The organism is Alistipes shahii WAL 8301 (genome assembly GCF_025145845.1).
GTDB classification, from domain to species: Bacteria; Bacteroidota; Bacteroidia; order Bacteroidales; family Rikenellaceae; genus Alistipes; species Alistipes shahii.
The window spans coordinates 1,851,469-1,872,634 of sequence record NZ_CP102253.1 but is presented as its reverse complement, the minus strand read 5'-3'; the positions used below and the strand labels follow the sequence as shown (position 1 = coordinate 1,872,634).

Here is a 21,166-nt window from a genome sequence, read left to right as displayed (position 1 = left end):
TTTAATAACGCAGCTGGATGCTGAACACGAACATCCGCGAACGGGGATAGGCGCCCATGTCGACGCGGCGCAGGGTCGAACTGGTCCCCTCGCTCGAAACGTCGGGGTCGAAACCGTTGTACTTGGTCCAGAGCCAGAGGTTCTCGCCCGTGACGGCCAGCGTGATGTCGCGCAGCAGGCGGGTTTTCTTCCGCAAGTCGAACGTATAGGAGACCGTGGCGTTCTTCAGACGCAGGTACGAGGCATCGTGCACCTGCAACGAACTGGGAACCAGTCGGTCGTCGGTTCCCGCACGGGGCAGGTCGGAATCCGGGTTGCGCACGGGATGCCACGCGTCGAGCATGTAGCGGTACTGGTTGGTGGCGTAACCGCCGGCCATCGCAAGCTCGGAGTAGTTGTAGATCTTGCCGCCCAGCGAATAGGAGAAGTAGAATCCGATGCGCAGACCGCCGATGTTGAAGGTGTTCTGCAAACCGCCGTAAAGCACGGGGTCGGAGTTGCCCAGATAGATCAGGTCCTCCTCCGACAGAATGCCGTCTCGGTTCTGATCGACGTACTTGGGATACCCCAGCATCAGCTGGGCGTCGCTGCCCGTCGACGAGGATATATAACTCTTGGTAAAGCGATTGCGCTCGAACTGGTCGGTCGTCTTCCAGACCCCGGCGTACTGGAATCCCCAGAGTGCATTGAGCGGATAGCCCGTCTTGTAGCCATACATCATGTAGTTGGTATTGCCGCCGCTTTCGAGACACGAAACGTACTCTTCGTGGCCGATGTCGTCGACCATCTGCTTGTTGTGCGAAAGGGTGAAACTCGTCGTCCAGCCGAATTTCGGCTTCACGATGTTACGGCTCTCGACCGAGACCTCGACGCCGCGGTTCGACGTCTTGCCCAGGTTCGTGAAACGGCTCGTGTAACCCGTCGTATGGATCGTCTGCAAGGAAAGCAGCAGGTCGCGGGTGGTCGAATAGTAGCCGTCGACGGTGATGTTCAGGCGGCCGTCGAAGGCCGAGAAATCGAGACCCGCATTGTAGAGCGTGGTTTTCTCCCACGTCAGGTTGGGATTGGCCACACGCGAAGGGAAGAACGACGCCGACTGCGTGCCGCCGAACAGATAACCGTTGGTGGTCGTGCCGTAGGCTTCGAGCGAACGGTAGGTCGCGATGGCGTCGTTACCCGTGCGTCCGGCGCTCAGGCGCAGCGACAGTTCATCGAGCCAGCGCACCTGCTTGAGGAAATTCTCGTTCTTGGCGTTCCACTTGACGGCCGCCGAAGGGAAGAAACCCCATTTGTTGTTCTCGGCGAAGTTCGACGACCCGTCGTAACGCCCCGTGAAGGTGAAGTAGTAGCGGCTCTTGTAGTTGTAGTTCAGGCGCATGAGCACCGACTCGCGCACGACTTTGTTCGAGCTGGTCGAAGCGTTGTAGTTCTCCTTGCTGCCGATGCTGTTCATGTTGTTCCACTTCAGGTCGTCGGTGAGCAACCCTTCGGCCTTCAGCGAGAAAAAGTTGGCCGTTTCGTGCGTGGCCGAGAAGCCCGCCATCGCATCGAAATAGTGCCCCGAGGCGAATTTCTTCGAATAGGAGACCGTATTTTCCGAAGTCAGGCGGCGTGCGTCGCCCTCGTAACGGTAGGCATCGGCCCCTTCACCCTCGGTGCGCTTCGGCAGATAGCTGGGCCAGAACTGGTAGTCGTGACGCTGGTAGACCATATAGGAGTTCTGACTCTTGATGATCAGCCCGCGCACGGGCTTGATCGTGAACTCCAGCACGTCGGTATTGGTCATGCGCTCGCTCTCGTTCTCGTTGCAGTCGATCTTGGCGCGGGGCGTATCAATGCGCACGCCGTTCTCGTAGAGGGGGTTGATGTAGTCTTTGGGACCCATCGTCGGGGCCAGGTAGACGGCGCCGTCCCAGATGTTCGCGCCGCCGATGGTCGCCCGGTTGGGATTCTCGTCGCGGAAGGTATAGCTGCCCTTGAAACCGACGGTCAGCCACTTGGCGAAGTCGTACGAAAGATTCAGACGGGCCGTGATGCGGCGGAATCCGCTGCCGTCGACGATGCCCTGCGTATCGTTGCCGCCGAGCGCCGCGAAGTAGCTCGACTTCTGACTGCGGCCGCTGACCGAAAGGTTATAGTTCTGATAGAGGGCCGTGCGGGTGATCTCGTCGATCCAGTCGGTCCCGCGCCCGTACTCCGAAGGGTCGAAGCGCGGCGGACGCTGCGGATCGCGCGAGGAGAAATAGTTCCGGTCGTTGAGGTAGCGGACGAACTCCTGCGCGTCCATCAGATCGAGGTCGCGGGCGAGTTTCGAGACGCCGAATTCAGCCTTGGCCGTGACCGACGGCTTCGAGGTGACGCCCTGCCGCGTGGTGACGATAATCACGCCGTTGGCGCCGCGCGAGCCGTAGATGGCCGTCGACGAGGCGTCCTTGAGGACCGAGATCTGCTCGATGTCGGCCGAGTTGATGTCGTTCAGGTCGCTCACGGCGTCGATCACGCCGTCGACGACGATCAGCGGTTCGTTCGACGCCGAGATCGAACGCGTGCCGCGCACGCGGATCGAAGTCGTGGCTCCCGGCGCACCCGAAGTCGACATGATGTCCACACCGGCGATGCGGCCTTGCAGAGCCTGGTCGACCGACGTGTTGGGCACGTCGCGGATGTCGGACATCTTCACGTTGGAGACCGAACCCGTCAGGTCGGATTTCTTCACCGCGCCGTAACCGATGACCACCACCTCGTTGATGGTGTTTTTGGCATCGGGGACCAGGTTGACGTCGACCTCCGTACGGTCGCCGATGACGATCTGCCGGGTGACGTAGCCCAGGTAGGAGACCGAAATCAGAGCGTCGCCGGCGCCGAGCGTCAGCGAATAGCGGCCGTTGCTGTCGGTGACCGTGCCGCGGCGTCCGTCGGGCGTGGCGACGGCGGCGCCCACCATCGGCGCTCCCGTTTCGTCCAGCACCGTGCCTGTCAGGGTCTTACCCGTCCCGGCTGCGGGGGGGGGAGTCGCCGACGCCTTGTAGATCACGATCATCTTGTCCTTGATCGAATACTGGACGGTGCGGTCGAGCACCTCGCGCAGCACCTGCGACACGGGCGTGCGGTCGAACGAAGCCGTGACCGGACGTTCGAGGTTCAGCTCCCGGGTGTCGTACATGATCGACAGCCCGGTCTGGGCCTCCACCTCCTTGAGCACGTTTTTGAGAGGCGTTTTCCGGAAGTTCTTCGTGACGGGCTGCATCTGCCCCCACGCCGGGAGCGTCAGCAACACGAACAGGCACGGCAGAAACGCCCGTTTCAGATTGGAGAATTGCTTCATTTGTTTAAGGTATTGGTTGTTTTAAAGTTGTTTCAGGATGCGGCGTCACTTGGCCGAGAGACGCACCGAAGGGCCTTGCCGGTGGACCGAGACCGGAACGATCAGGTCGAGGGCCTTCAGAACGCTGTCGAGCGACTCCTGGTTGCTCAAGCGGATGGTGATGAAAGTCCCGTCGGCGCGCAGGCGGTCGTCGAGCGTGATTTCAACGCCGTAAAGGCTGCTCAGGCTCTCGCACAACTGCACGATCGTCACGTCGATGAACTCGATGCGCCCTTCGATCCAGGCCAGGTACTGCGCCGTGTTGACGTGCGTGATGGCCGTGGTCTCGGCGAAACGGTCGTAGGTGAGCGACTCGCCCGGGCGGAGCAAGGTCTCCCCGCGCGGCGCGGTGAAACCGACGGCCCCTTCGAGCAGCGTGGTGGTGATGAGCGAGTCGTCGGGATAGGCCGTCACGTCGAATTTCGTACCCTTGACCACCACCGAACAGTTTCCGACCTTCACCTCGAAACGGTGCTTTTCATCGGGCGAAACGTCGAAGTAGGCGGCCCCCGAAAGCTCGACGGAGCGGTTCGTGGCGTTGAAATTGGCCGGATAGGTCAGCGTCGACGACCCGTTGAGCCGCACCTGCGTCCCGTCGGGCAGGCAGACCGTGCTGCGGTCGCCGCTCTTCGTGGTCACGGTGTAGCGCTCCGTGGCGCGCTCCAGCAGCAGGCGGTCGTAGAGCCGCGCGCCGAAGAAGGTCGCGCACACCACCGCCACGGCAGCCGCGGCACGCCATACCGCAGCGAACCGCCCCGGACGGGCGCTCCTCGCGGACCCTTGCAGGCGGATACGCGACCGCAGGCGGCGCCAGTCGCGGTCGGTCGCGGCGTCCGATGCCGGCATCGCCTCCCATTCGAGCCGCCACGCAGCGAACTGCCTGCGGCACGCAGCGTCGGAGGTGACGAAGCGGAACAACTCGCGCTCCTCCTCGGCAGCGATCTCTCCCGCAAAATAGCGTCCGGCCAGACGCCGCATCTCTTCCTGATCGAATTTCATCTCTTCCATTTCCGTTACATATTTTAAAACAACCGAATTTGCCTTTCCCCAACCCTCCCGATCACAAAAAAATCAAAAAAAGTCGCAAAAAGAAAAAAACGACAACAGCGGAGAGAGAAATCTCCGCTGCCGGGTCAATGATCGTCTATCCGATTTTACAGGTAATTCGCCAGCAGGCACGAAAGCACGGCCACCGAAAGTTCGAACGAACAGCTTCGCCGCAAATGCTCGCCCAGCCGGCCGACGGCACGGGCCAGGTGTTTCTCGACGGCCGTCTCGGAGATGCCCAGCCGCGCGGCGATTTCGCGGTTTTTCAGCCCTTCGAAGCGGCTCATCCGGAAAACCTCGCGGCAGCGGTCGGGCAGCGCGTCGACAGCCTTCTGCACCTCGCGCTGCAACTCCTCGTAAAGGCAGGGCTGCTCGGCGTCGCTCAAAAAATCGTAGCTGTAAATCCGCTCCTCACCCCGCATGCGGGCCGTGTACTCCAGTTCGTGACGCGCCACGACACCGTTGTGTTTCAGATAATTGAGACAGGCATTGCGCACCATCGTGAACAGCAGCGAGGCCAGATCCAGCTCGCGCAGTTCACACCGCCGCTCCCACAGGCGTGCAAAACTGTCCTGCACCAGATCGCGCGCCGTTTCATGCCCGGCGACGAACCGGGCGGCATAGTTCACCAATCGGGGATAGTAACGCCGGAAGAAGCATTCGAAATCGGCCTCGTTGCCGAATCGGATGCCTTCGAACAACCGCTGGTCTGACGGCGAGGGTGTGGGCATGGCGGAATCTGGACTTTTGCCACAAAAGTAACGTTTTTTTCCACGCCGCAAAATTTTCGGCCGTGACAAAAACGTGACACGACGCGCCGGGCGCAAAAAAAGGCGCTGCCGTGCAGCGCCGCCGGTTTTCAGGCCTGACCCATCTTGGGACCCGCGTCGGGCGTGGGCTGGGGCGAGGGAATCTCGATCTTGCCCACGTTGCTTTCGTAGCGCACGATGTTCTCCTGCAACGAGCGCAGCAACCGTTTGGCATGCTCGGGCGTAAGAATGATGCGGCTCTTGACGCGCGCCTTCTGCACACCGGGCAGGACCGTCGCGAAGTCGATGATGAACTCCGAAGTGGAGTGCGATATGATCGCCAGGTTCGAATAGTGGCCCTGGGCCACGGCGTCGTCCAGTTCGAGATCGATGCCGAATTGTTTCATCTCTGCCATTGTGGAGTACTGTTTCTGCAAATTTATTCATTTTCAACGAACGATATGCAAGCCCGGGGCCAAAGTTTTCGATATTTTATCAACAGATCCGACCCGCGGGACAACCCGCCGCACCCTTTTTTTACCTTTTCATAGGCGGATGTCGGAGCTTTTTTGTATCTTTGCTTCGCAAATACGGAAAGCCGCCGCAGAGCCGAAGACAACGCCTTTTTCCGGGCCGTCTTCCGCGCAGGGGCGATAGTAAGTAACAGGTGCGTCGCTGACGCGCAGCAAACCGAAAAAATGGCATTTGAAATCGTCGAAACCCTGTTCCGCGGCATCTGCGTAGGCGTCGCCGCTTCGATCACGGTAGGTCCCGTGGCAGTGCTCTGCATCCAGCGCACGCTGTCGAAAAGCCGCCGCTCGGGCATCGTTTCAGGCATCGGCGTCGCCTGCGCCGATACGTTCATGGCCATGGCCGCACTGTTCTTCTACTCGATGCTCCAGACCCAGATCGAACAGTACAACACGCTGCTGCGGGTGATCGGCGGCATCTTCGTGGTGATCGTCGGCGTTTTCATCTTCGCACAGAATCCCGTGCCGCAAATCCGCCGCAACCGCGCGGGCAAAACCTCGCTGTGGCAGGATTTCGCCTCGATCTTCGGGCTTACGATCGCCAATTTCATCATGGTCATCCCCTACATCCTGGCCTTCTTCGCGGTGTTCAAGATTTCGGGCGGCGACATGGCCGACCACACCTTCGGGGGCTTCATGCGCTCACTGTTCGTCATCGCCGGGTTCTTCGGCGGCGCGGTGGCGTGGTGGACCCTGCTGGCCTTCGTCATCAACCTCTTCCGCCGCCGCTTCCGTCCGCGGCACATGCTCACGATCAACCACGTCGCGGGACTCATCATCGGCATATTAGGCATTTACACCATATTATCGACCTTCTTTGATATATTCCCCAATGTCGGACACTAAACACAGGATCATCATTGCCGTCGACGGCTTTTCGTCGTGCGGAAAAAGCACCTTCGCCAAAGCCATCGCGGCCCGCCTGGGCTATATCTTCATCGACACGGGCGCCATGTACCGCGCCGTGACGCTCTACGCCCTCGAGCACGGGGCCATCCGTTCGGGCATCGTCGACGAAGAGGCCGTCGTGAAGCTGCTGGACCGCATTTCGATCACCTTCCGCTTCAACCCCGAGCGCGGGGCCAGCGACATCTACGTCAACGGCGATCTGGTCGAGGGCAAGATCCGCACCATCGAGGTCTCGAACTGCGTGAGCCGCGTGAGCGCCATCCCCGAGGTGCGCCGCAAACTGGTGGCCATGCAGCAGGAGATGGGCCGCCGCCGGGGCGTGGTGATGGACGGCCGGGACATCGGCACGGTGGTGTTCCCCGACGCCGAGCTGAAACTGTTTATGACGGCCGACACCGCCGTGCGCGCCTGCCGCCGCTACAAGGAGCTGACGGGCAAGGGCATGTCGGTGACGATGGAGGAGGTCGAACGCAACATCCGCGAGCGCGACAAGGCCGACATGAGCCGCGCCGTATCGCCGCTGCGCCAGGCCGACGACGCCATCGTGCTCGACAACAGCCACATGAGTGTCGACGAACAGATGGCGTGGTTTATGAACGAGTTCCAATTAAAAATGAAAAATTAAGAATTAAAAATCCGACGGCACAGGTCTCGGCCTGCAAGCCGGAATCGGTTCACAACCAATTTTTAATTTTTCATTCTCAATTTTTAACTACGCAGTTATGCGTGTTGAGATCGACGATAAATCGGGCTTCTGCTTCGGCGTTGTCCGCGCAATCACGGAGGCCGAACGCGCCCTCGCGGAGGGCGGCACGGTCTACTCGCTGGGCGACATCGTCCACAACCGCATCGAGGTCCAGCGCCTCGAACAGCTGGGGCTGCGGACCGTGACCCACGCCGACATGCCGCACCTGGCGGGCTGCCGCCTCTTCATCCGCGCCCACGGAGAACCTCCTACGACCTACGCCGCCGCCCGGGAAATGAACATCGGGATCATCGACGCCACCTGCCCGGTGGTCGCACGGCTGCAACGCCGCGTGAAGGAGGCCCACGAACGGATGCGCCCCACAGGCGGGCAGGTGGTGATCCTCGGCAAACGGGGCCACGCCGAAGTGGTGGGCCTCACGGGACAGGTCGCGGACCCGACGATCGTGATCGAACGGGAGGAGGACCTGGAGCTGATCGACTTCTCGCGTCCGGTCTATTTCCTTTCGCAGACCACGCAGAGCATCGGGCTGTTCGAACGGCTGGGCGCCGAAATGCGCCGCCGGGCCGCCGATGCGGGGCAGGTGTACATCGACGACACGATCTGCCGGCAGGTATCGAACCGCGAACAGCACCTCACGGAGTTTTCCGGACGGTTCGACGCCGTGGTGTTCGTCTGCGGGCGCAAGTCGTCGAACGGCAAGGTCCTCTCCGAGGTGTGCCGCCGGGCCAACCCGCGCACGCACGTCGTCGAGGAGGCTTCGGAAATCGACCCCGCATGGTTCGAAGGGGCCGCGACGGTGGGCATCTGCGGCGCCACGTCGACGCCCAAATGGCTGATGCAGGATGTTGCCGACGCAATCGGCAACCTCAATTCAGAATTCAGAATCCAAAATTCATAATTATCGCCCGCCATGAAAAAGTATATCGTCCGTTCGTTAAAATATTTCTTCGCCCTGTGCGTTCTCTGTATAGCCCTGATGGGGCTGATGCTGATGACCGGGACCTCGGCGCTGTCGCTCGACGACACGCTCTACGTCATGCTGCACACCGACCGCTACCTGATGCTCTTTGCGGCGATCGTGGCGCTGGCGGCAGTCTACCCCAGATTCGGGTTCGTGGTGCGCCGGGTGAAGGGCGACATCGAGGAGAACCGAGAACAGATCCTGAACGCGTTCCGCTCGGCAGGCTTTTCGCTGCGCTCGGACGAGGACGGGGTGATGACCTTCCGCGCCGACAATTTCGGCCAGAAGCTGATGCTGCTGGGCGAAGACGAGATAAAGGTTTCACAGTACGGACAATGGATCGTGCTCGACGGCATCCGCCGCGGCGTCGCCCGGGTGCAGTACCGGCTCGATTCGTATATACACATGACACGCAATGATTAGAAAATACCGTTACCTGCTCACTGCGGCGGCCGCTGTCGGCGCCGCGGGACTTCTGACATTCGCCGCCCGCAACGACTTCGGGCTGGGCCGCAACATGGAGATCGCCGTCAACATGATGCGCGAACTGTCGCTCAACTACGTCGACCCCGTGGACCCCGACCGCCTGATGGAGGGGGCCGCCGCCGGCATGGTCAGCGACCTGGACCCCTACACGGAGTATATCCCCGAGGAGGGGATGCAGGATTTCGAACTGCTCACCACGGGCAAGTACGACGGCATCGGGGCGCTCATCCGCCAGAAGGACGACTACGTCCGCATCGCGCAGCCCTACCAGGGATCGCCCGCCGACAAGGCCGGGCTGAAGATCGGCGACAAAATCCTCTCGATCGACGGCAAGGACGCCAAAGGCTTCACGACCGAGCAGGTCTCCTCGCGTCTCAAGGGCGAGCCGGGCAGCAAGGTCAAAGTGACCGTCGAGCACCTCGACGGCACGCAGCAGACGGCGGCGATCCGCCGCGAACGGATCGCGATCCCGGGCGTGCCCTACGCCGGATGGGTCGCCGACGGCATCGGCTACATCCGCCACAGCGACTTCACCGAAGGATGCTACGAGGAGATGCGCGCAGCCATCGAACGGCTGCGCACCGAAAGGCCGCTGAAAGGGCTTGTGCTCGACTACCGCTCCAACGGCGGCGGCATCATGCAGGAGGCGGTCAAAATCCTGGGAATGTTCGTCCCCAAAGGGACCGAGGTGGTCAGCACCAAGGGGCGTTCGGAAGATTCGAAGCAGGTGTTCCGCACCGACACGGAGCCGATCCTTGCAGACCTGCCGCTGACGGTGCTGATCAACGGCAGTTCGGCGTCGTCGGCGGAGATCGTCGCCGGGGCGTTGCAGGACCTCGACCGCGCGGTGCTGATCGGCCAGCGCAGTTTCGGCAAGGGACTCGTGCAGTCGCCTCGACCGCTGGGCTACAATGCCATGCTCAAACTCACCACGGCCAAATACTACATCCCCTCGGGCCGCTGCATCCAGGCCATCGACTACTCCCATTCGCAGGAAGGTTCGGTGCGCGCGGTGCCCGACTCGCTGATCTCGGAGTTCACGACCCGCGCGGGCCGCAAGGTCTACGACGGCGGCGGCGTGATGCCCGACATCGCGACCGACCCGGAGTACATTTCACGCTTCGCCCTGACGCTCTACGCGCTGGGATTCATCGAGGATTTCGGCGACGAATACACGCGCCGCAACCCCGGCCGGCAGATCGACATCCGCACCTTCTCGATCACGGACAAGGACTACGCCGACTTCGCGGAGTTCATGCAAGACAAGAAGGTCCCCTACGAATCGGACACCCGCCGGGCGCTCAAGGCGCTGAAAAAAGCCGCCGAGGACGACCGTTTCGCCGACTTGAAGAACAAGTTCGAGCAGGTGGAGGCCGAGTTGAAGGACGACACGCAGACCAACCTCGAAACCTACCGCACGCAGGTCGTCGAGACGATCAACAACGACATCGTCATGCGCCACGGCTACCAGGCCGGCGTGATCGAGCACTCGCTGTCGGGCGACAAGGAGGTGAAAAAGGCCGTCGAGGTGCTCGGCGATCCCGCAGAGTACGCCCGAATCACCCGCGAGCAGGACACCAAGCGCAAGTAAAGACATGAAAATCAGGACTGAATTCTTCTCGTTCCGCAACCGGGTGGTGGTGATCGTCGTCGGGGTGACGCTCGGCGCCCTGTCGCTGCTCTACACCAACGACATGGCCCGGCGGCTCAAGGAGAAGGAGCAGCACGACGTAGCGCTGTGGGCCCACGCCATGGAGCGCGTGACGCGCGACGTGCTGGGCGGCTCGATCCAGGACCCGTTCGTGGCCGACATCATGTCCAACGGCAACAACATCCCGTTCATCATCACCAACGAGAACCTCGAAGTCATCAACTCGCACCTCATCCCCGAGAAGATCATCAACCATCCCGGACGGCTCCGGAAACAGATCGACAAATTTTCGGTCGACAACCCGCCGATCCCGGTGAAGTTCGTCTGGTCGTCGCAGCATTACCACATCATCTTCTACGGCAAGTCGGCGCTGCTCAAGTCGCTCTACTACTTCCCCTACGTGCAGCTCCTCGTCATCACAGCCTTCATCGCGCTGGGATTCATCGCCTTCCGCTCGTCGAAGCACGACGAGCAGAACCGCGTCTGGATCGGACTGGCCAAGGAGACCGCCCACCAGCTGGGAACCCCGACCTCGTCGCTGCTGGGATGGATCGAATACCTGCGTTCGCAGGATGTGGACCAGACGGCCGTCGAGGAGATGAACAAGGACCTCACGCACCTGATGAAGATCGTGGACCGTTTTTCGAAAATCGGCTCCGAGACGCCCCTCACCCCGGCGAACATCAACGAAGTGGTGGGCGAATCGGTCATGTATTTCCGCAAGCGCATTCCCCGCAACGTGACGCTCGACTACAACGGACTGGCCATCGCCCCCGTGCAGGCCAACATCAACGCCGCACTGTTCGAATGGGTCGTGGAGAACCTGATGAAAAACTCGCTCGACGCCCTGCAAGGCCACGGAGCCATCGACGTGCGGATTTCGTCGGACGACAGGAGCGTTATGATCGACGTGAAGGACACGGGCAAGGGCATTCCCAAGAGCAACTGGAAACGCATCTTCGAACCGGGATTCACGACCAAGACCCGCGGCTGGGGCCTCGGGCTGTCGCTCTCGCGCCGCATCGTCGAGGAGTACCACCAGGGTAAGATCGCCGTCATCGACTCCGAAATCGGCAAGGGAACCACCATTCGCATCACACTCAAACGCCACTTCGCCTGATGAACTCCTCGCCGGCACATACGCAATCCGCAGTGCCTGCGGCGGACTCGGTGTCCGGAACTCCGGACGCACCGGCCCGGACGGGATATGTCCCCGGTCCGGATACGCTCCGGGCGGAAACGGCCTTTGCGGGAACGAACTTTGCAAATCCGGCCTTTGCAAACCCGGCCTTTGCGGACGGCGGTTCCGCGCCGTTCTCCGTTGCAGCGACCGGTGCAGCCCCTTCCGAATGGCGCGACACGACCTCCGCCGCAATTTTCGGAGCGCAATCGACCCTCGCGGAACCCGCACGCATTCCGCTCGCACCGCCTCCGCCGCTCGCGGAAAACGCCGTTTTCCAGAGTTTCGTGCTGCTGCTCGCCGCCACCTACGCCATGCTGCTCTACCGCAACCTGGGCGACGTGCGCACGCTGCTGGGCCGCATCTCGCGCGACGCGGCCACGGGAAAACGCTTCTCCGAGGACCCGGGCGGAAGCGGCTACTCGCGTTTCCTGAACATCGCCACCGCCATCGGCCTGCTCTTTCTGGGCGTCGCGGCGGTCAAATACAGCGACACGCTGATGCCCGGCCGGCTGGCAGCGTCCATTCCGCAGGGCGCAGCCCTGATTTTCAGCCTGCTGGTTTCGCTCGCCTCGCTGGGCATAGCCGCCTATCAGACAATCGCCGTGCGGCTGGCCGGAGCGCTGACCCTCTCGCAGCCCTTCATCGCACAGCTCATGCTGCTCAAACGCACCTGTTTCGCCCTCGGGATGATCCTCATTTCACCCCCGCTGCTGCTCTTCGCACTCTGCCCGCAGGGCACGGGCGGCGTCTGGTTCTGCATCATCGCCGTCGAATTGGCCGCAGCGGCCGCCTTATACCTCAAGGAGACATTAAACCTGTTTCTTTCCAAAAAAGTTTCGATTTTGCATTGGTTTTTGTACCTTTGCACCGTGGAAGTCTTCCCTGTCAGCCTATTATGGCTGCTTGCAGTAAGATGAAACGGCAAAGACAAACCTAAATCAATTCGCAACATTGAAAGTAAAGAGTGTATTAGTTTCGCAGCCGAGGCCCGCTGTCATCGAAAAGTCCCCGTTCTACGAATTGTCCCAGAAACACCACGTGGAAATCGCCTACCGGCCCTTCATCCGCGTAGAAGGCGTCTCCCTGAAGGAGTTCCGCGCCCAAAGGGTCGAAATACTCACGCACACGGCCGTCATATTCACATCGCGTACGACAGTCGACAGTTTTTTCCATATCTGCGAAGAGGCGCGCATCACCGTGCCCGAAACCATGAAATACATCTGCCAGACGGAGGCCGTAGCGCTCTACCTGCAGAAATACATCGTCTACCGCAAACGCAAGATCTCGTTTGCCGACGGCTCGTTCACGTCGCTCATCGAACTGATCATCAAACACAAGGAGGAGAAATTCCTGCTGGCGTTGAGCGAACCCCACAAACCCGAACTGCCGGAAACGCTCGCCAAGCTCAAACTCTCGTTCGATCCCGTCATCCTGGCCCGCACGGTCGCCGGGGATCTGGACGACGTTAAAATGGCCGACTACGACCTGCTGGCGCTCTATTCGCCCTCGGACGTGAAAACCCTCATCGAGAAGTTCGGAACCGACGGCCTGCCCGCCGTGGCGGTATTCGGCGAAGGCACGCTGCGCGCCGCCCTCGGGGCCGGAATCACCGTGCTGGCCAACGCCCCGACGCCCGAAGCCCCCTCGATGGTCAAGGCCATCGACATCTATCTGCAAAAGGTGCAGAAAGGCGAGGAGATCGAGCCGGTGGAACTGGTTACCGACGCCCGCAAGGAAGAGTTCATCCGCAGCCAGCAGCACAAGCTGGCCAAGAAGGGCCGCACGCGCCGTCCGACCACGGAATCCCGCAAATAAGGGCCGCAAGCCCCCTGCCGCCATGTCCGCACACTCGCTACCCCGCACCGAAAGGCTCCGTTCGCTCGGGGCCGTGCGCCGTCTGTTCGAGAGCGGCGAAAGCGGCTTCATCTTCCCGTTCCGCTACGTGTGGTTCGCGGAGCCTGACACCGAGCAATCGGTCGAGGTGCTCTTTTCCGTCCCCAAAAAGTTCCACAAACGGGCCAACAAACGCAACCTCGTGCGGCGGCGCACGAAGGAGGCCTACCGCCTGCAAAAGCAGATTCTGCACGACGGCCGGCCGGTCAACCTGGACCTGGCGCTGATCTACTCGTCGAAGGAGACGCTGCCTTATAAAACCGTCGCAAATGCAGTCCGCAGGATTCTGGAATCGGTCGTGGAGCATCTTTAAACAGGCCTGCGCCCTGCCGCTGATCGGACTGGTGAAGTTCTACCAGCTCTGCATCTCGCCCTTCACGCCCCCGTCGTGCCGGTTCACCCCCACCTGCTCGCAGTATGCGCTCGAGGCGTTGCGCAAATACGGCCCCCTGAAAGGACTGTGGCTCGCCCTGCGGCGGCTGTCGAAGTGCCATCCGTGGGGCGGCAGCGGCTACGACCCCGTGCCGTAGCGCAAAAACGGCCGGCCGACCGGCCCCCTCCTTCCGAAGAGTCGCGTCACCATTTGCTTTTGAACCCATTTTCCTTCCGGCAATAAAGATCATATCCTTTTCGGAGAAAAACAATCCCGACCCTGACGATCAGGGTCGGGATTCCGCCTTTAAACAGAACGATTCGGCCCGGACGGACAGATCAATCGTGCAGGTCGTCGCACCGCTCGGCCGCGGACTCGAATTCGAGCGTCGCATGGGAGATTCCGGCATGGTTCAGGAGGTCTTTCAGATCGTGTTTCACCTCCTCCATACGGGACAGGCTTTCGAGCATGACATGGGCCGTCAGGGCGTTTTCCGTCGTACTGATAGCCCAGACATGGATGTGGTGGACGGCCTTCACGCCCGGAACGTCCGTCATCTTCCGCCCGATCGCGGCCACGTCGATCTCCCCGGGAACGCCGTCGAGCGACAGACGCAGGCTGTCGCGCGTCAGCGACCAGACCGACGCCACGATCACCGCGGCGACGACCAGTCCCACGACAGGGTCGACGATCGTCCAGCCCGTCCACGAGATCACGAGTCCCGAAACGAGCACCCCGACCGACACCAGCGCATCGGCGGCCATGTGCAGATATGCGCCCTTGACATTCAGATCACGGTCCTTGTCCTTCAGAAACAGCCACGCCGTGAAGCCGTTGATCGCCACCCCGACGCCCGCCGTCCAGGCGATGGCGCCGCCTTCGACCGGCGCGGGATGCAGCATGCGGCCGATGCTCTCGGCGACGATAACCCCCACGGCGATCAGCAGGATCACCGAGTTCAACAGTGAGATCAGCACCGTGCTTTTCTTGTAGCCGTAGGTGTAGCGGGGCGTAGCCTGCGCCTGCGCCAGCCGGAAGGCCAGCATGGCCAGCAGCAGGCTGGCGACGTCGGAAAGGTTGTGCCCGGCATCGGACAGCAGGCCCATCGAGCCGTAGGAGAGGCCGACGGCGAATTCGACGACGACGAAAGCCACGTTGAGCGCAATGCCCAGAATGAAGGCCTTGTTGAGCGACGTAACCGTGCGCTCGTGGTGATGGTGTTCGTGTGTCATGGCTGCGGATCGGTTATGGTGTCCTTGATTTCGGAGAGTTCGACCAGTTTGTTGACGATGGCGTAGATCGTAAGTCCCGCCGCGGAGTGAATTTGCAGTTTCGCGGCAATGTTGCGGCGGTGGGTGATCACGGTATGGGCCGAGATGCAGAGCGCATCGGCGATCTGTTTGTTGGTCATGCCCTTCACCACGCAGACGATGATCTCCTTTTCACGGGCGCTCAACGGCTCGGGTTTCACCGTGCGGGGGCCCGCCGCCGCCAGCCGCTCGACGGCCGGGATGAAGAGTTCGTCCTCCACGGCGTTGTGCGAGGCGAGTTCGTGCTCGCAGTTGAAGATGTCGAACAGCACGCCGTTGAGTTCGTTCGAGCTGCCCGAAGGGTAGTATTTGATGATGATATTCTTCAGCTCGCGCAGCTTGATATCAATCTGGTCGTGCTGGCGGCGGAAGATGTCGATCGAATAGGCCGTGTTCTTCTCGCCCGAGAGCAGCGACTCGACATACGGAAAAACGGTCTGCTCCTCGTAGGACATGTGGCGCTGCACTTCGGCGGCATACTCGTCGAAAAAGCGCATGATGGCGAACGAAACGTCGCTTAGGGCGCAGTCGACCGCCTCGATCAGTTTCCGCCGGATGGCCGGAAGCCGGAAGTCCAGGAAATAGCCGTGGGAGTTGTGCAGATAGTCGGTCAGCGAACGGACCGAGACCTCGCCGGCCAGCTCCGCGCCGTTGCCGAAGTTCATCAGCATGTTCACCACGGCGAGGAACGTCGCGGCGTCCACCCTGCTCTCGGCGCACACCTCGGCGATGGTCTTGTCGCCGAATCCCAGCGCAATGCCGAAACGGCTCATCACCTGCAACACGGCATAGCGGTCGCAGACCAGATCGCACATCCGGTCGTCACCCGCATATCCACCATTTTTATACATAGACAACGTGAATCCGGTGCATCGGATTGAATTTTTTTCGCCCGGATTTCAAACATGGAATGCACCGGATTCCCGTTACAGCGCCTACCGCGCCGGTTCCATATTGACAATCCTCCCCAATCCCCCTTTGCCAAGGGGGACTTATACCTGCCATCAGGTATTCATTTCGACGCCACAAAGATATGCGGACAAGCGCCGTGCCGCAATACCTAAAAAAGGGTATTTTCAGCGGCGTCCGATATCCACGTAGGTCGTCTGCAACATCGTGCGCCCCACGTCGAGCAGTTCGGGATTCGTCTCCGTCACGGCACGGCCGCCCGTCGCGTCCCACACCGCCTCGCCCGAGGCGTCGACCACGCCGAAACCGTCGTTGAAGGCGTAGTAGGCGAACTTACGGGGGGGGGTCGGTGCGAAAATGTCCTTGCTGTAATCGAAATCGTCGTGCGGAACGCCCAGTTGGGCGAGCAGCGTCGCGGCAATGTCGATCTGCGAGGCGTAGTCCTCCACCACACGCGGCCGGGCGACGGCCCCGCCCGTCCAGATCATCGGAATGCGGTGGCGCAGCGGTTCGTTGTAGGCCAGCGTCCGCGGGTAGGGATAGCCGTGGTCGGCGACCAGCACGACGAGCAGGTTTTCCCACGCGGGCGAAGCCTTCAGACGGTCGATCATCTTCCCCACGCAGTCGTCCGAAAAGGCCATTGCGTTCAGCACCCGGTCATCGAACTTCGCATAGGGGACGTCGAAGGGCGTATGGCTGCTCAACGTCAGCAGTCCCGCGAGAAACGGCTCGCGGGATTCGCTCAACGCGATCACGCGGTCGGCGAACCAGTCGCACATCAGCCGATCGTCGTAGCCCCAGTCCGAAGCCGGGGCGTCGAAGCGCAGGTCCTTCTGCCAGATCAGCTCCTGCCATCCCGTGGCGTACATGTAGGAGGCCTGGTTGGTGAAATTGAGGTCGCCGCCGTAGGCGAAACTCGTCTTATACCCCTCTCCCGCGAGCGAACGCGCCACCGAGGGCAGGTTGCGGCTCTTGGCCGGGAGTTTCATAATCGACATGCGCGTCTGCGCCGGGAATCCGCTCAAAATCGCCACCTCGCCGCGGTCGGTGCGGAACGAATTGGCGAAGAAATTCTCGAACCAGACGCCCTCGCGTTTCAGCCGTTGCATGTTGGGCATGACGGGTTCTCCGTCGACCTCGGCGTCCATCACCGTCCGGGCGAAGCTCTCCAGAATGACGATCACCACATTGGGCCGCAGCGTGTCGAGCACCCGCTCCGTGGGTCCCGCAGCCGGACCGTTGCCCCGCAGGGCGTCGAACTTCGCGGCCCGCGTCTCTTCGTCGAAGAAGGGGTATTCGCCGGCATAGTCGGCACGGTCGCCGAGACTGGACAGGAACGAGAAAACGGGGTTCGTGGCCGCATGGTTCAGAAACGGCACGGGGCTGAAATAGACCTTCGAAACATTGGCCACCGAGGCCCCCAGCCCGCCGCGGATCGCCAGGAAGTCGAATCCTGCGAGCACGACGACGACGAGACTTCCGGGCAGGGCCAGCCGCCAGCCGACGGGACGTCCGTCGAAAATGCGCAGGATGCGACAGTAGGCCCAGAGCATCGGCGCGGCATACGCGGCGGCCAGCAGCGTCTGCCGCACGCCGAGCCAGAAATCGACGCTCGCCATCGCCTCCTCGGGATCGGAGAGGTAGATCAGCACCGTCGCATCAATGCGGAACCCCCAATGCTCGTACAGCGCGACGTCGACGGCGAAGATCACGGCCGTCACCACGGCGATCAGCGCAAAATAGGCTGTCAGCACGCCCCGCCACACCCGTTCCGGGATACGCACCCACAGCGAGAGAAGCACGGCCAGGAGAGGCAGCGCGGTGACATAACCCGCGACGGTCATGTCGAGCGTCAGCCCGTGCCACAGCACCTCCATCCAGCCCCCGAAACCCGCCCCGGCCGCCTCTGCGGCATACCACGCCATAAAGACGGGTTTCTGCACGGCCATCGCGAGGACGGTCGCACAGAACACGGTAACGAGGAAAGCGAATTTTCGGCGCATTACTTATTCCTATTTTTTGATTTCAGACAGGGTGGTTTCGGGCATCGCGCCGCACGGGACGGATGGGCAGCGCCAAAGTACGCCCCAATCGTCACGCGCAAGGGATGTGCGGAAATAGCCGCATAAAACCGAAAAACTATATTTTTTCGCCGTAGGCCAGGTCTCCCGCATCTCCGATGCCGGGAACAATGTAGGAGCGCGAAGTCAGCTCCTCGTCGACGACGGCCGTCCAGATCGTGGTGGTCTGCCGCGGCATGTTCTTCATGGCATAGTCAAGCCCCTGCTCACTGGCGACGACCGCGGCGACATGGGTATGGGCCGGCGTACCGCCCTTCTCGCACAAGGCGTTGTAGGTCAGCACGAGCGACGATCCGGTGGCCAGCATCGGATCGACCAGCAGCAATGTCTTGCCTTCGAGGCTTCCGCACGAGATGTACTCGACCTTCACGGTGAACTTGCCGTCCTTGGTGCTCTTGCGATAGGCCGAGACGAAGGCGTTCTGGGCGTCGTCGAAGTAGTTGAGAAACCCCTGATGATAGGGAAGTCCCGCACGGAGAATCGTCGCCACCACGATCTGCTCGTCGATCATCTCGACGGTGGCTTCACCCAGCGGCGTCTCGACAACGCACGGTTTGTAGCTGAACGCTTTCGATATTTCGTAGGCCGTGATCTCGCCGATGCGCTCCATGTTGCGGCGGAAACGCATCGAATCCCGCTGAATCCGCTTGTCGCGGATTTCTGCGATGAATTTGTTGAGAACGGTGTTCTGCTGGGAGAGGATATGCAACGTCATGGTTGAGTGGGTTTGGTTGGTTGTCAGTAGAGGAAATTGTTGAACGGATAACGCCCGGCGTGAATCTCGCGCACCATGCCGTACAGATCCGAGCGGAATTTTTCCAGATTGGTCTTCGCCAGCGCCGAGAGGAAGATGCAGGGCGTGTTGGCCCGTGCGATCCAACTCTTTTTAAGCTCCTCCAGCGAGAGGTTCTCGCGCGTGGCAGGCGTCAGGTCGTCCTCCTCCTTCTCGATATAAGTATAGGCGTCGACCTTGTTGAAAACCAGATAGACGGGTTTGTCGCCCGCGCCGATCTCCTGCAGGGTCTGCTTCACCACGGCGATCTGCTCCTCGAACTGCGGGTGCGAAATGTCCACCACATGAACCAGCAGGTCGGCTTCGCGAACCTCGTCCAGCGTCGATTTGAACGACTCGATCAGTTCCGTGGGCAGTTTGCGGATAAAGCCCACCGTGTCCGAAAGCAGGAAGGGCAGATTGTCGAAAACCACCTTGCGGACCGTGGTGTCGAGCGTGGCGAAGAGCTTGTTCTCGGCGAAAACCTCGCTTTTCGAAATCAGGTTCATCAGCGTCGATTTGCCCACGTTGGTATAGCCGACCAACGCCACGCGGACCATTGCGCCGCGGTTCGAACGCTGCACGGCCATCTGGCGGTCGATCTTCTTGAGGTCCTCCTTCAGTTTGGCGATGCGGTTGCGGATGATGCGGCGGTCGGTCTCGATTTCGCGCTCTCCGGCGCCGCCGCGGGTTCCCGTACCGCCCCTCTGGCGTTCGAGGTGGGTCCATAGACCCGACAGCCGGGGCAGCATGTATTCGTAATTGGCCAGCTGCACCTGCGTCTTGGCGTAAGCCGTCCGGGCACGCGACATGAAGATGTCGAGGATCAGACGCGTGCGGTCCAGCAGACGGCAGGGCATCTCCTTTTCGATGTTGCGCGTCTGCGAGGGAGTCAGTTCGTCGTCGAAGATCACCACGTCGATTTCATGCTCCCGGCAATACGCGGCGATCTCCTCCAGTTTGCCGGGACCGACGTAGATGCGCGACGAAGGCTGCGGCAGCCGCTGGGTGAAACGTTTCACCGAACAGATGTCGGCCGTCTCGGCCAGAAACTCCAGTTCATCGAGAAACTCCTCGGTCTGGCGCGGGTCCTGGTTGTCGCGGATGACGGCGACCAGCACGGCGCGTTCGCGGCAATCGGCCGCGGCGACAGGCTGGGGATTCAATTTATTATCTTCCAAAACAATTCTATTTTATTTCCGGTTTCAACTCCGGCTTCCGCCGGGTCGGACAACGTGCTGCAAACACGATGCTACAAATAAGGGTATCCGCCCGAAAGCAGGATACCCTCAAAAAGTTCAGCCGTAACGCCTTAATTTGCATGCGGAACTCGACCGGCAGGGCGTATCTGACATGCACCGTCTGATTCCGCCGTTTCCCGGGGCTCCATTCGGCGATTCGTTCGACACACGGCCCTTTCATCCGCCGGCGAACGGCCGGGCGGATATTCCCGTCCCGGACTTTAGTTATGTACGCGGAAGTCTACCGGCAGGGTATACTTCACGCGAACCACCTGGTTACGCTGTTTGCCGGGGCTCCACTTCGGAGACTTGTTCAGTACGCGGATGGCCTCCTCGGAGAGCGAACGGTCGGGCGTCTGAAGCACCTGAATATTGGTCAGACGGCCGTCCTTCTCGATCACGAACGAGAGAACCACACGACCCTGGATACCGTTTTCGAGGGCGATCTGCGGGAACTTCACGTTCTGCTGCACCCAGTTGCGGAAGGTATTGAGGTCTCCGCCCTGGAACGAAGGCATGGTCTCGGCGATCAGGAACGGCTGGTCGTCCTCGATGGTCTCTTCGGCCACCTCGACCTGCTGGATCACCTCGGTATTCTCGTCGAACTCGGCGAAGTCCACTTCGGTGGTGATCTTCGTGTCGTTGGTAACGACCTGCAACAGGTCGGCGATAACCTTCACCTCTACACGCTTGGGAGGCTCGGGAGGCTTCTGGTCCTGGCGGGTGATCTCGACGATCTCCTCCTCGACGATGGCAGCCTGCAAATCCATCTTTTCAATCGTGCGCTCCTTCGGGGTGTAGGCGAAAGCCCCGATCACGAGGCAAAGCGAAATGACCAGACCGATTTCGAGCAAAAGACCCCGCTTGTTCCGGAGGTCCGCTTTGGGTGATTTCTTAATTTCCATTTATCTCAAATAATTTTAATGTTCGGGCAAAAAACGGGCATAGGGGCGCTATGCACCACAAATATATGGATAAAAATTCAAAAATGAACATAC

At 60.9% G+C, this 21,166-nt stretch carries 20 protein-coding genes; 10 read left to right on the top strand and 10 right to left on the bottom strand.

Annotated features, from left to right (window positions below; genetic code table 11):
• Position 1: 1 nt before the first annotated feature.
• The 4 genes from NQ492_RS08140 to NQ492_RS08125 form a co-directional block, all read right to left on the bottom strand.
• Positions 2–3,325, bottom strand: a complete 3,324-nt coding sequence (locus NQ492_RS08140) for a SusC/RagA family TonB-linked outer membrane protein (RefSeq protein ID WP_229028826.1) — start codon at positions 3,323–3,325, stop codon at positions 2–4.
• Between the two features lie 45 nt (positions 3,326–3,370).
• Positions 3,371–4,372 (bottom strand): FecR domain-containing protein, encoded by a 1,002-nt coding sequence (locus NQ492_RS08135; protein ID WP_015546809.1) that lies wholly within the window; start codon positions 4,370–4,372, stop codon positions 3,371–3,373.
• Between the two features lie 146 nt (positions 4,373–4,518).
• Positions 4,519–5,142: an RNA polymerase sigma-70 factor gene (locus NQ492_RS08130; protein ID WP_044054217.1), complete on the bottom strand. Its 624-nt coding sequence runs from the start codon at positions 5,140–5,142 to the stop codon at positions 4,519–4,521.
• Positions 5,143–5,270: 128 nt separating this feature from the next.
• Entirely contained in the window at positions 5,271–5,576 is a 306-nt protein-coding gene (locus NQ492_RS08125; RefSeq protein WP_015546810.1) for a DUF3467 domain-containing protein, read from the bottom strand.
• 282 nt (positions 5,577–5,858) lie between these two features.
• Here NQ492_RS08125 and NQ492_RS08120 point away from each other — a divergent pair, with 282 nt between their 5' ends.
• From NQ492_RS08120 to yidD, 10 genes are all read left to right on the top strand, one after another.
• Positions 5,859–6,536: a LysE family translocator gene (locus NQ492_RS08120; RefSeq protein ID WP_015546811.1), complete on the top strand. Its 678-nt coding sequence runs from the start codon at positions 5,859–5,861 to the stop codon at positions 6,534–6,536.
• On the top strand, positions 6,523–7,224 hold the full coding sequence (gene cmk, locus NQ492_RS08115; RefSeq protein ID WP_015546812.1) for a (d)CMP kinase: 702 nt from the start codon (positions 6,523–6,525) through the stop codon (positions 7,222–7,224). Before NQ492_RS08120 ends, cmk begins: the two co-directional genes overlap by 14 nt.
• Before the next feature lie 97 nt (positions 7,225–7,321).
• Positions 7,322–8,206, top strand: coding sequence for a 4-hydroxy-3-methylbut-2-enyl diphosphate reductase (locus NQ492_RS08110; protein WP_015546813.1), 885 nt, complete (start codon positions 7,322–7,324; stop codon positions 8,204–8,206).
• Between the two features lie 12 nt (positions 8,207–8,218).
• On the top strand, positions 8,219–8,692 hold the full coding sequence (locus tag NQ492_RS08105; RefSeq protein WP_015546814.1) for a hypothetical protein: 474 nt from the start codon (positions 8,219–8,221) through the stop codon (positions 8,690–8,692).
• Positions 8,685–10,346: a S41 family peptidase gene (locus NQ492_RS08100; RefSeq protein WP_015546815.1), complete on the top strand. Its 1,662-nt coding sequence runs from the start codon at positions 8,685–8,687 to the stop codon at positions 10,344–10,346. Before NQ492_RS08105 ends, NQ492_RS08100 begins: the two co-directional genes overlap by 8 nt.
• A 4-nt stretch (positions 10,347–10,350) precedes the next feature.
• Positions 10,351–11,526 (top strand): sensor histidine kinase, encoded by a 1,176-nt coding sequence (locus NQ492_RS08095; RefSeq protein ID WP_015546816.1) that lies wholly within the window; start codon positions 10,351–10,353, stop codon positions 11,524–11,526.
• Complete coding sequence (locus NQ492_RS08090; RefSeq protein ID WP_015546817.1) at positions 11,526–12,506, top strand: DUF4271 domain-containing protein; 981 nt, start codon at positions 11,526–11,528, stop codon at positions 12,504–12,506. Before NQ492_RS08095 ends, NQ492_RS08090 begins: the two co-directional genes overlap by 1 nt.
• 103 nt (positions 12,507–12,609) lie before the next feature.
• Positions 12,610–13,404: a uroporphyrinogen-III synthase gene (locus tag NQ492_RS08085; protein ID WP_083810199.1), complete on the top strand. Its 795-nt coding sequence runs from the start codon at positions 12,610–12,612 to the stop codon at positions 13,402–13,404.
• Between the two features lie 22 nt (positions 13,405–13,426).
• Positions 13,427–13,795, top strand: a complete 369-nt coding sequence (locus tag NQ492_RS08080) for a ribonuclease P protein component (RefSeq protein WP_015546818.1) — start codon at positions 13,427–13,429, stop codon at positions 13,793–13,795.
• The gene (gene yidD / locus NQ492_RS08075; RefSeq protein ID WP_022061435.1) at positions 13,752–14,012 is read left to right on the top strand and encodes a membrane protein insertion efficiency factor YidD; all 261 of its coding nucleotides are present in this window, start codon (positions 13,752–13,754) and stop codon (positions 14,010–14,012) included. Before NQ492_RS08080 ends, yidD begins: the two co-directional genes overlap by 44 nt.
• A gap of 181 nt (positions 14,013–14,193) precedes the next feature.
• Here yidD and NQ492_RS08070 read toward each other — a convergent pair whose 3' ends face one another.
• The 6 genes from NQ492_RS08070 to NQ492_RS08045 all read right to left on the bottom strand — a co-directional run bounded on the left by NQ492_RS08070 (position 14,194) and on the right by NQ492_RS08045 (position 21,073).
• Positions 14,194–15,087 carry a cation diffusion facilitator family transporter gene (locus NQ492_RS08070; protein ID WP_015546819.1) on the bottom strand — a complete coding sequence of 298 codons (894 nt, stop codon included), beginning with the start codon at positions 15,085–15,087 and terminating at the stop codon, positions 14,194–14,196.
• Entirely contained in the window at positions 15,084–16,016 is a 933-nt protein-coding gene (locus tag NQ492_RS08065; RefSeq protein ID WP_022061437.1) for a helix-turn-helix transcriptional regulator, read from the bottom strand. The genes NQ492_RS08070 and NQ492_RS08065 overlap by 4 nt, the downstream gene beginning before the upstream one ends.
• A gap of 225 nt (positions 16,017–16,241) precedes the next feature.
• Positions 16,242–18,077 carry an LTA synthase family protein gene (locus NQ492_RS08060; protein WP_015546821.1) on the bottom strand — a complete coding sequence of 612 codons (1,836 nt, stop codon included), beginning with the start codon at positions 18,075–18,077 and terminating at the stop codon, positions 16,242–16,244.
• A 136-nt stretch (positions 18,078–18,213) separates the two neighbouring features.
• Complete coding sequence (upp, locus tag NQ492_RS08055) at positions 18,214–18,870, bottom strand: uracil phosphoribosyltransferase (protein WP_015546822.1); 657 nt, start codon at positions 18,868–18,870, stop codon at positions 18,214–18,216.
• A 23-nt stretch (positions 18,871–18,893) separates the two neighbouring features.
• Complete coding sequence (gene hflX / locus NQ492_RS08050; RefSeq protein WP_044054220.1) at positions 18,894–20,108, bottom strand: GTPase HflX; 1,215 nt, start codon at positions 20,106–20,108, stop codon at positions 18,894–18,896.
• A 281-nt stretch (positions 20,109–20,389) separates the two neighbouring features.
• On the bottom strand, positions 20,390–21,073 hold the full coding sequence (locus NQ492_RS08045; RefSeq protein WP_015546823.1) for an energy transducer TonB: 684 nt from the start codon (positions 21,071–21,073) through the stop codon (positions 20,390–20,392).
• Between the last annotated feature and the right edge of the window lie 93 nt (positions 21,074–21,166).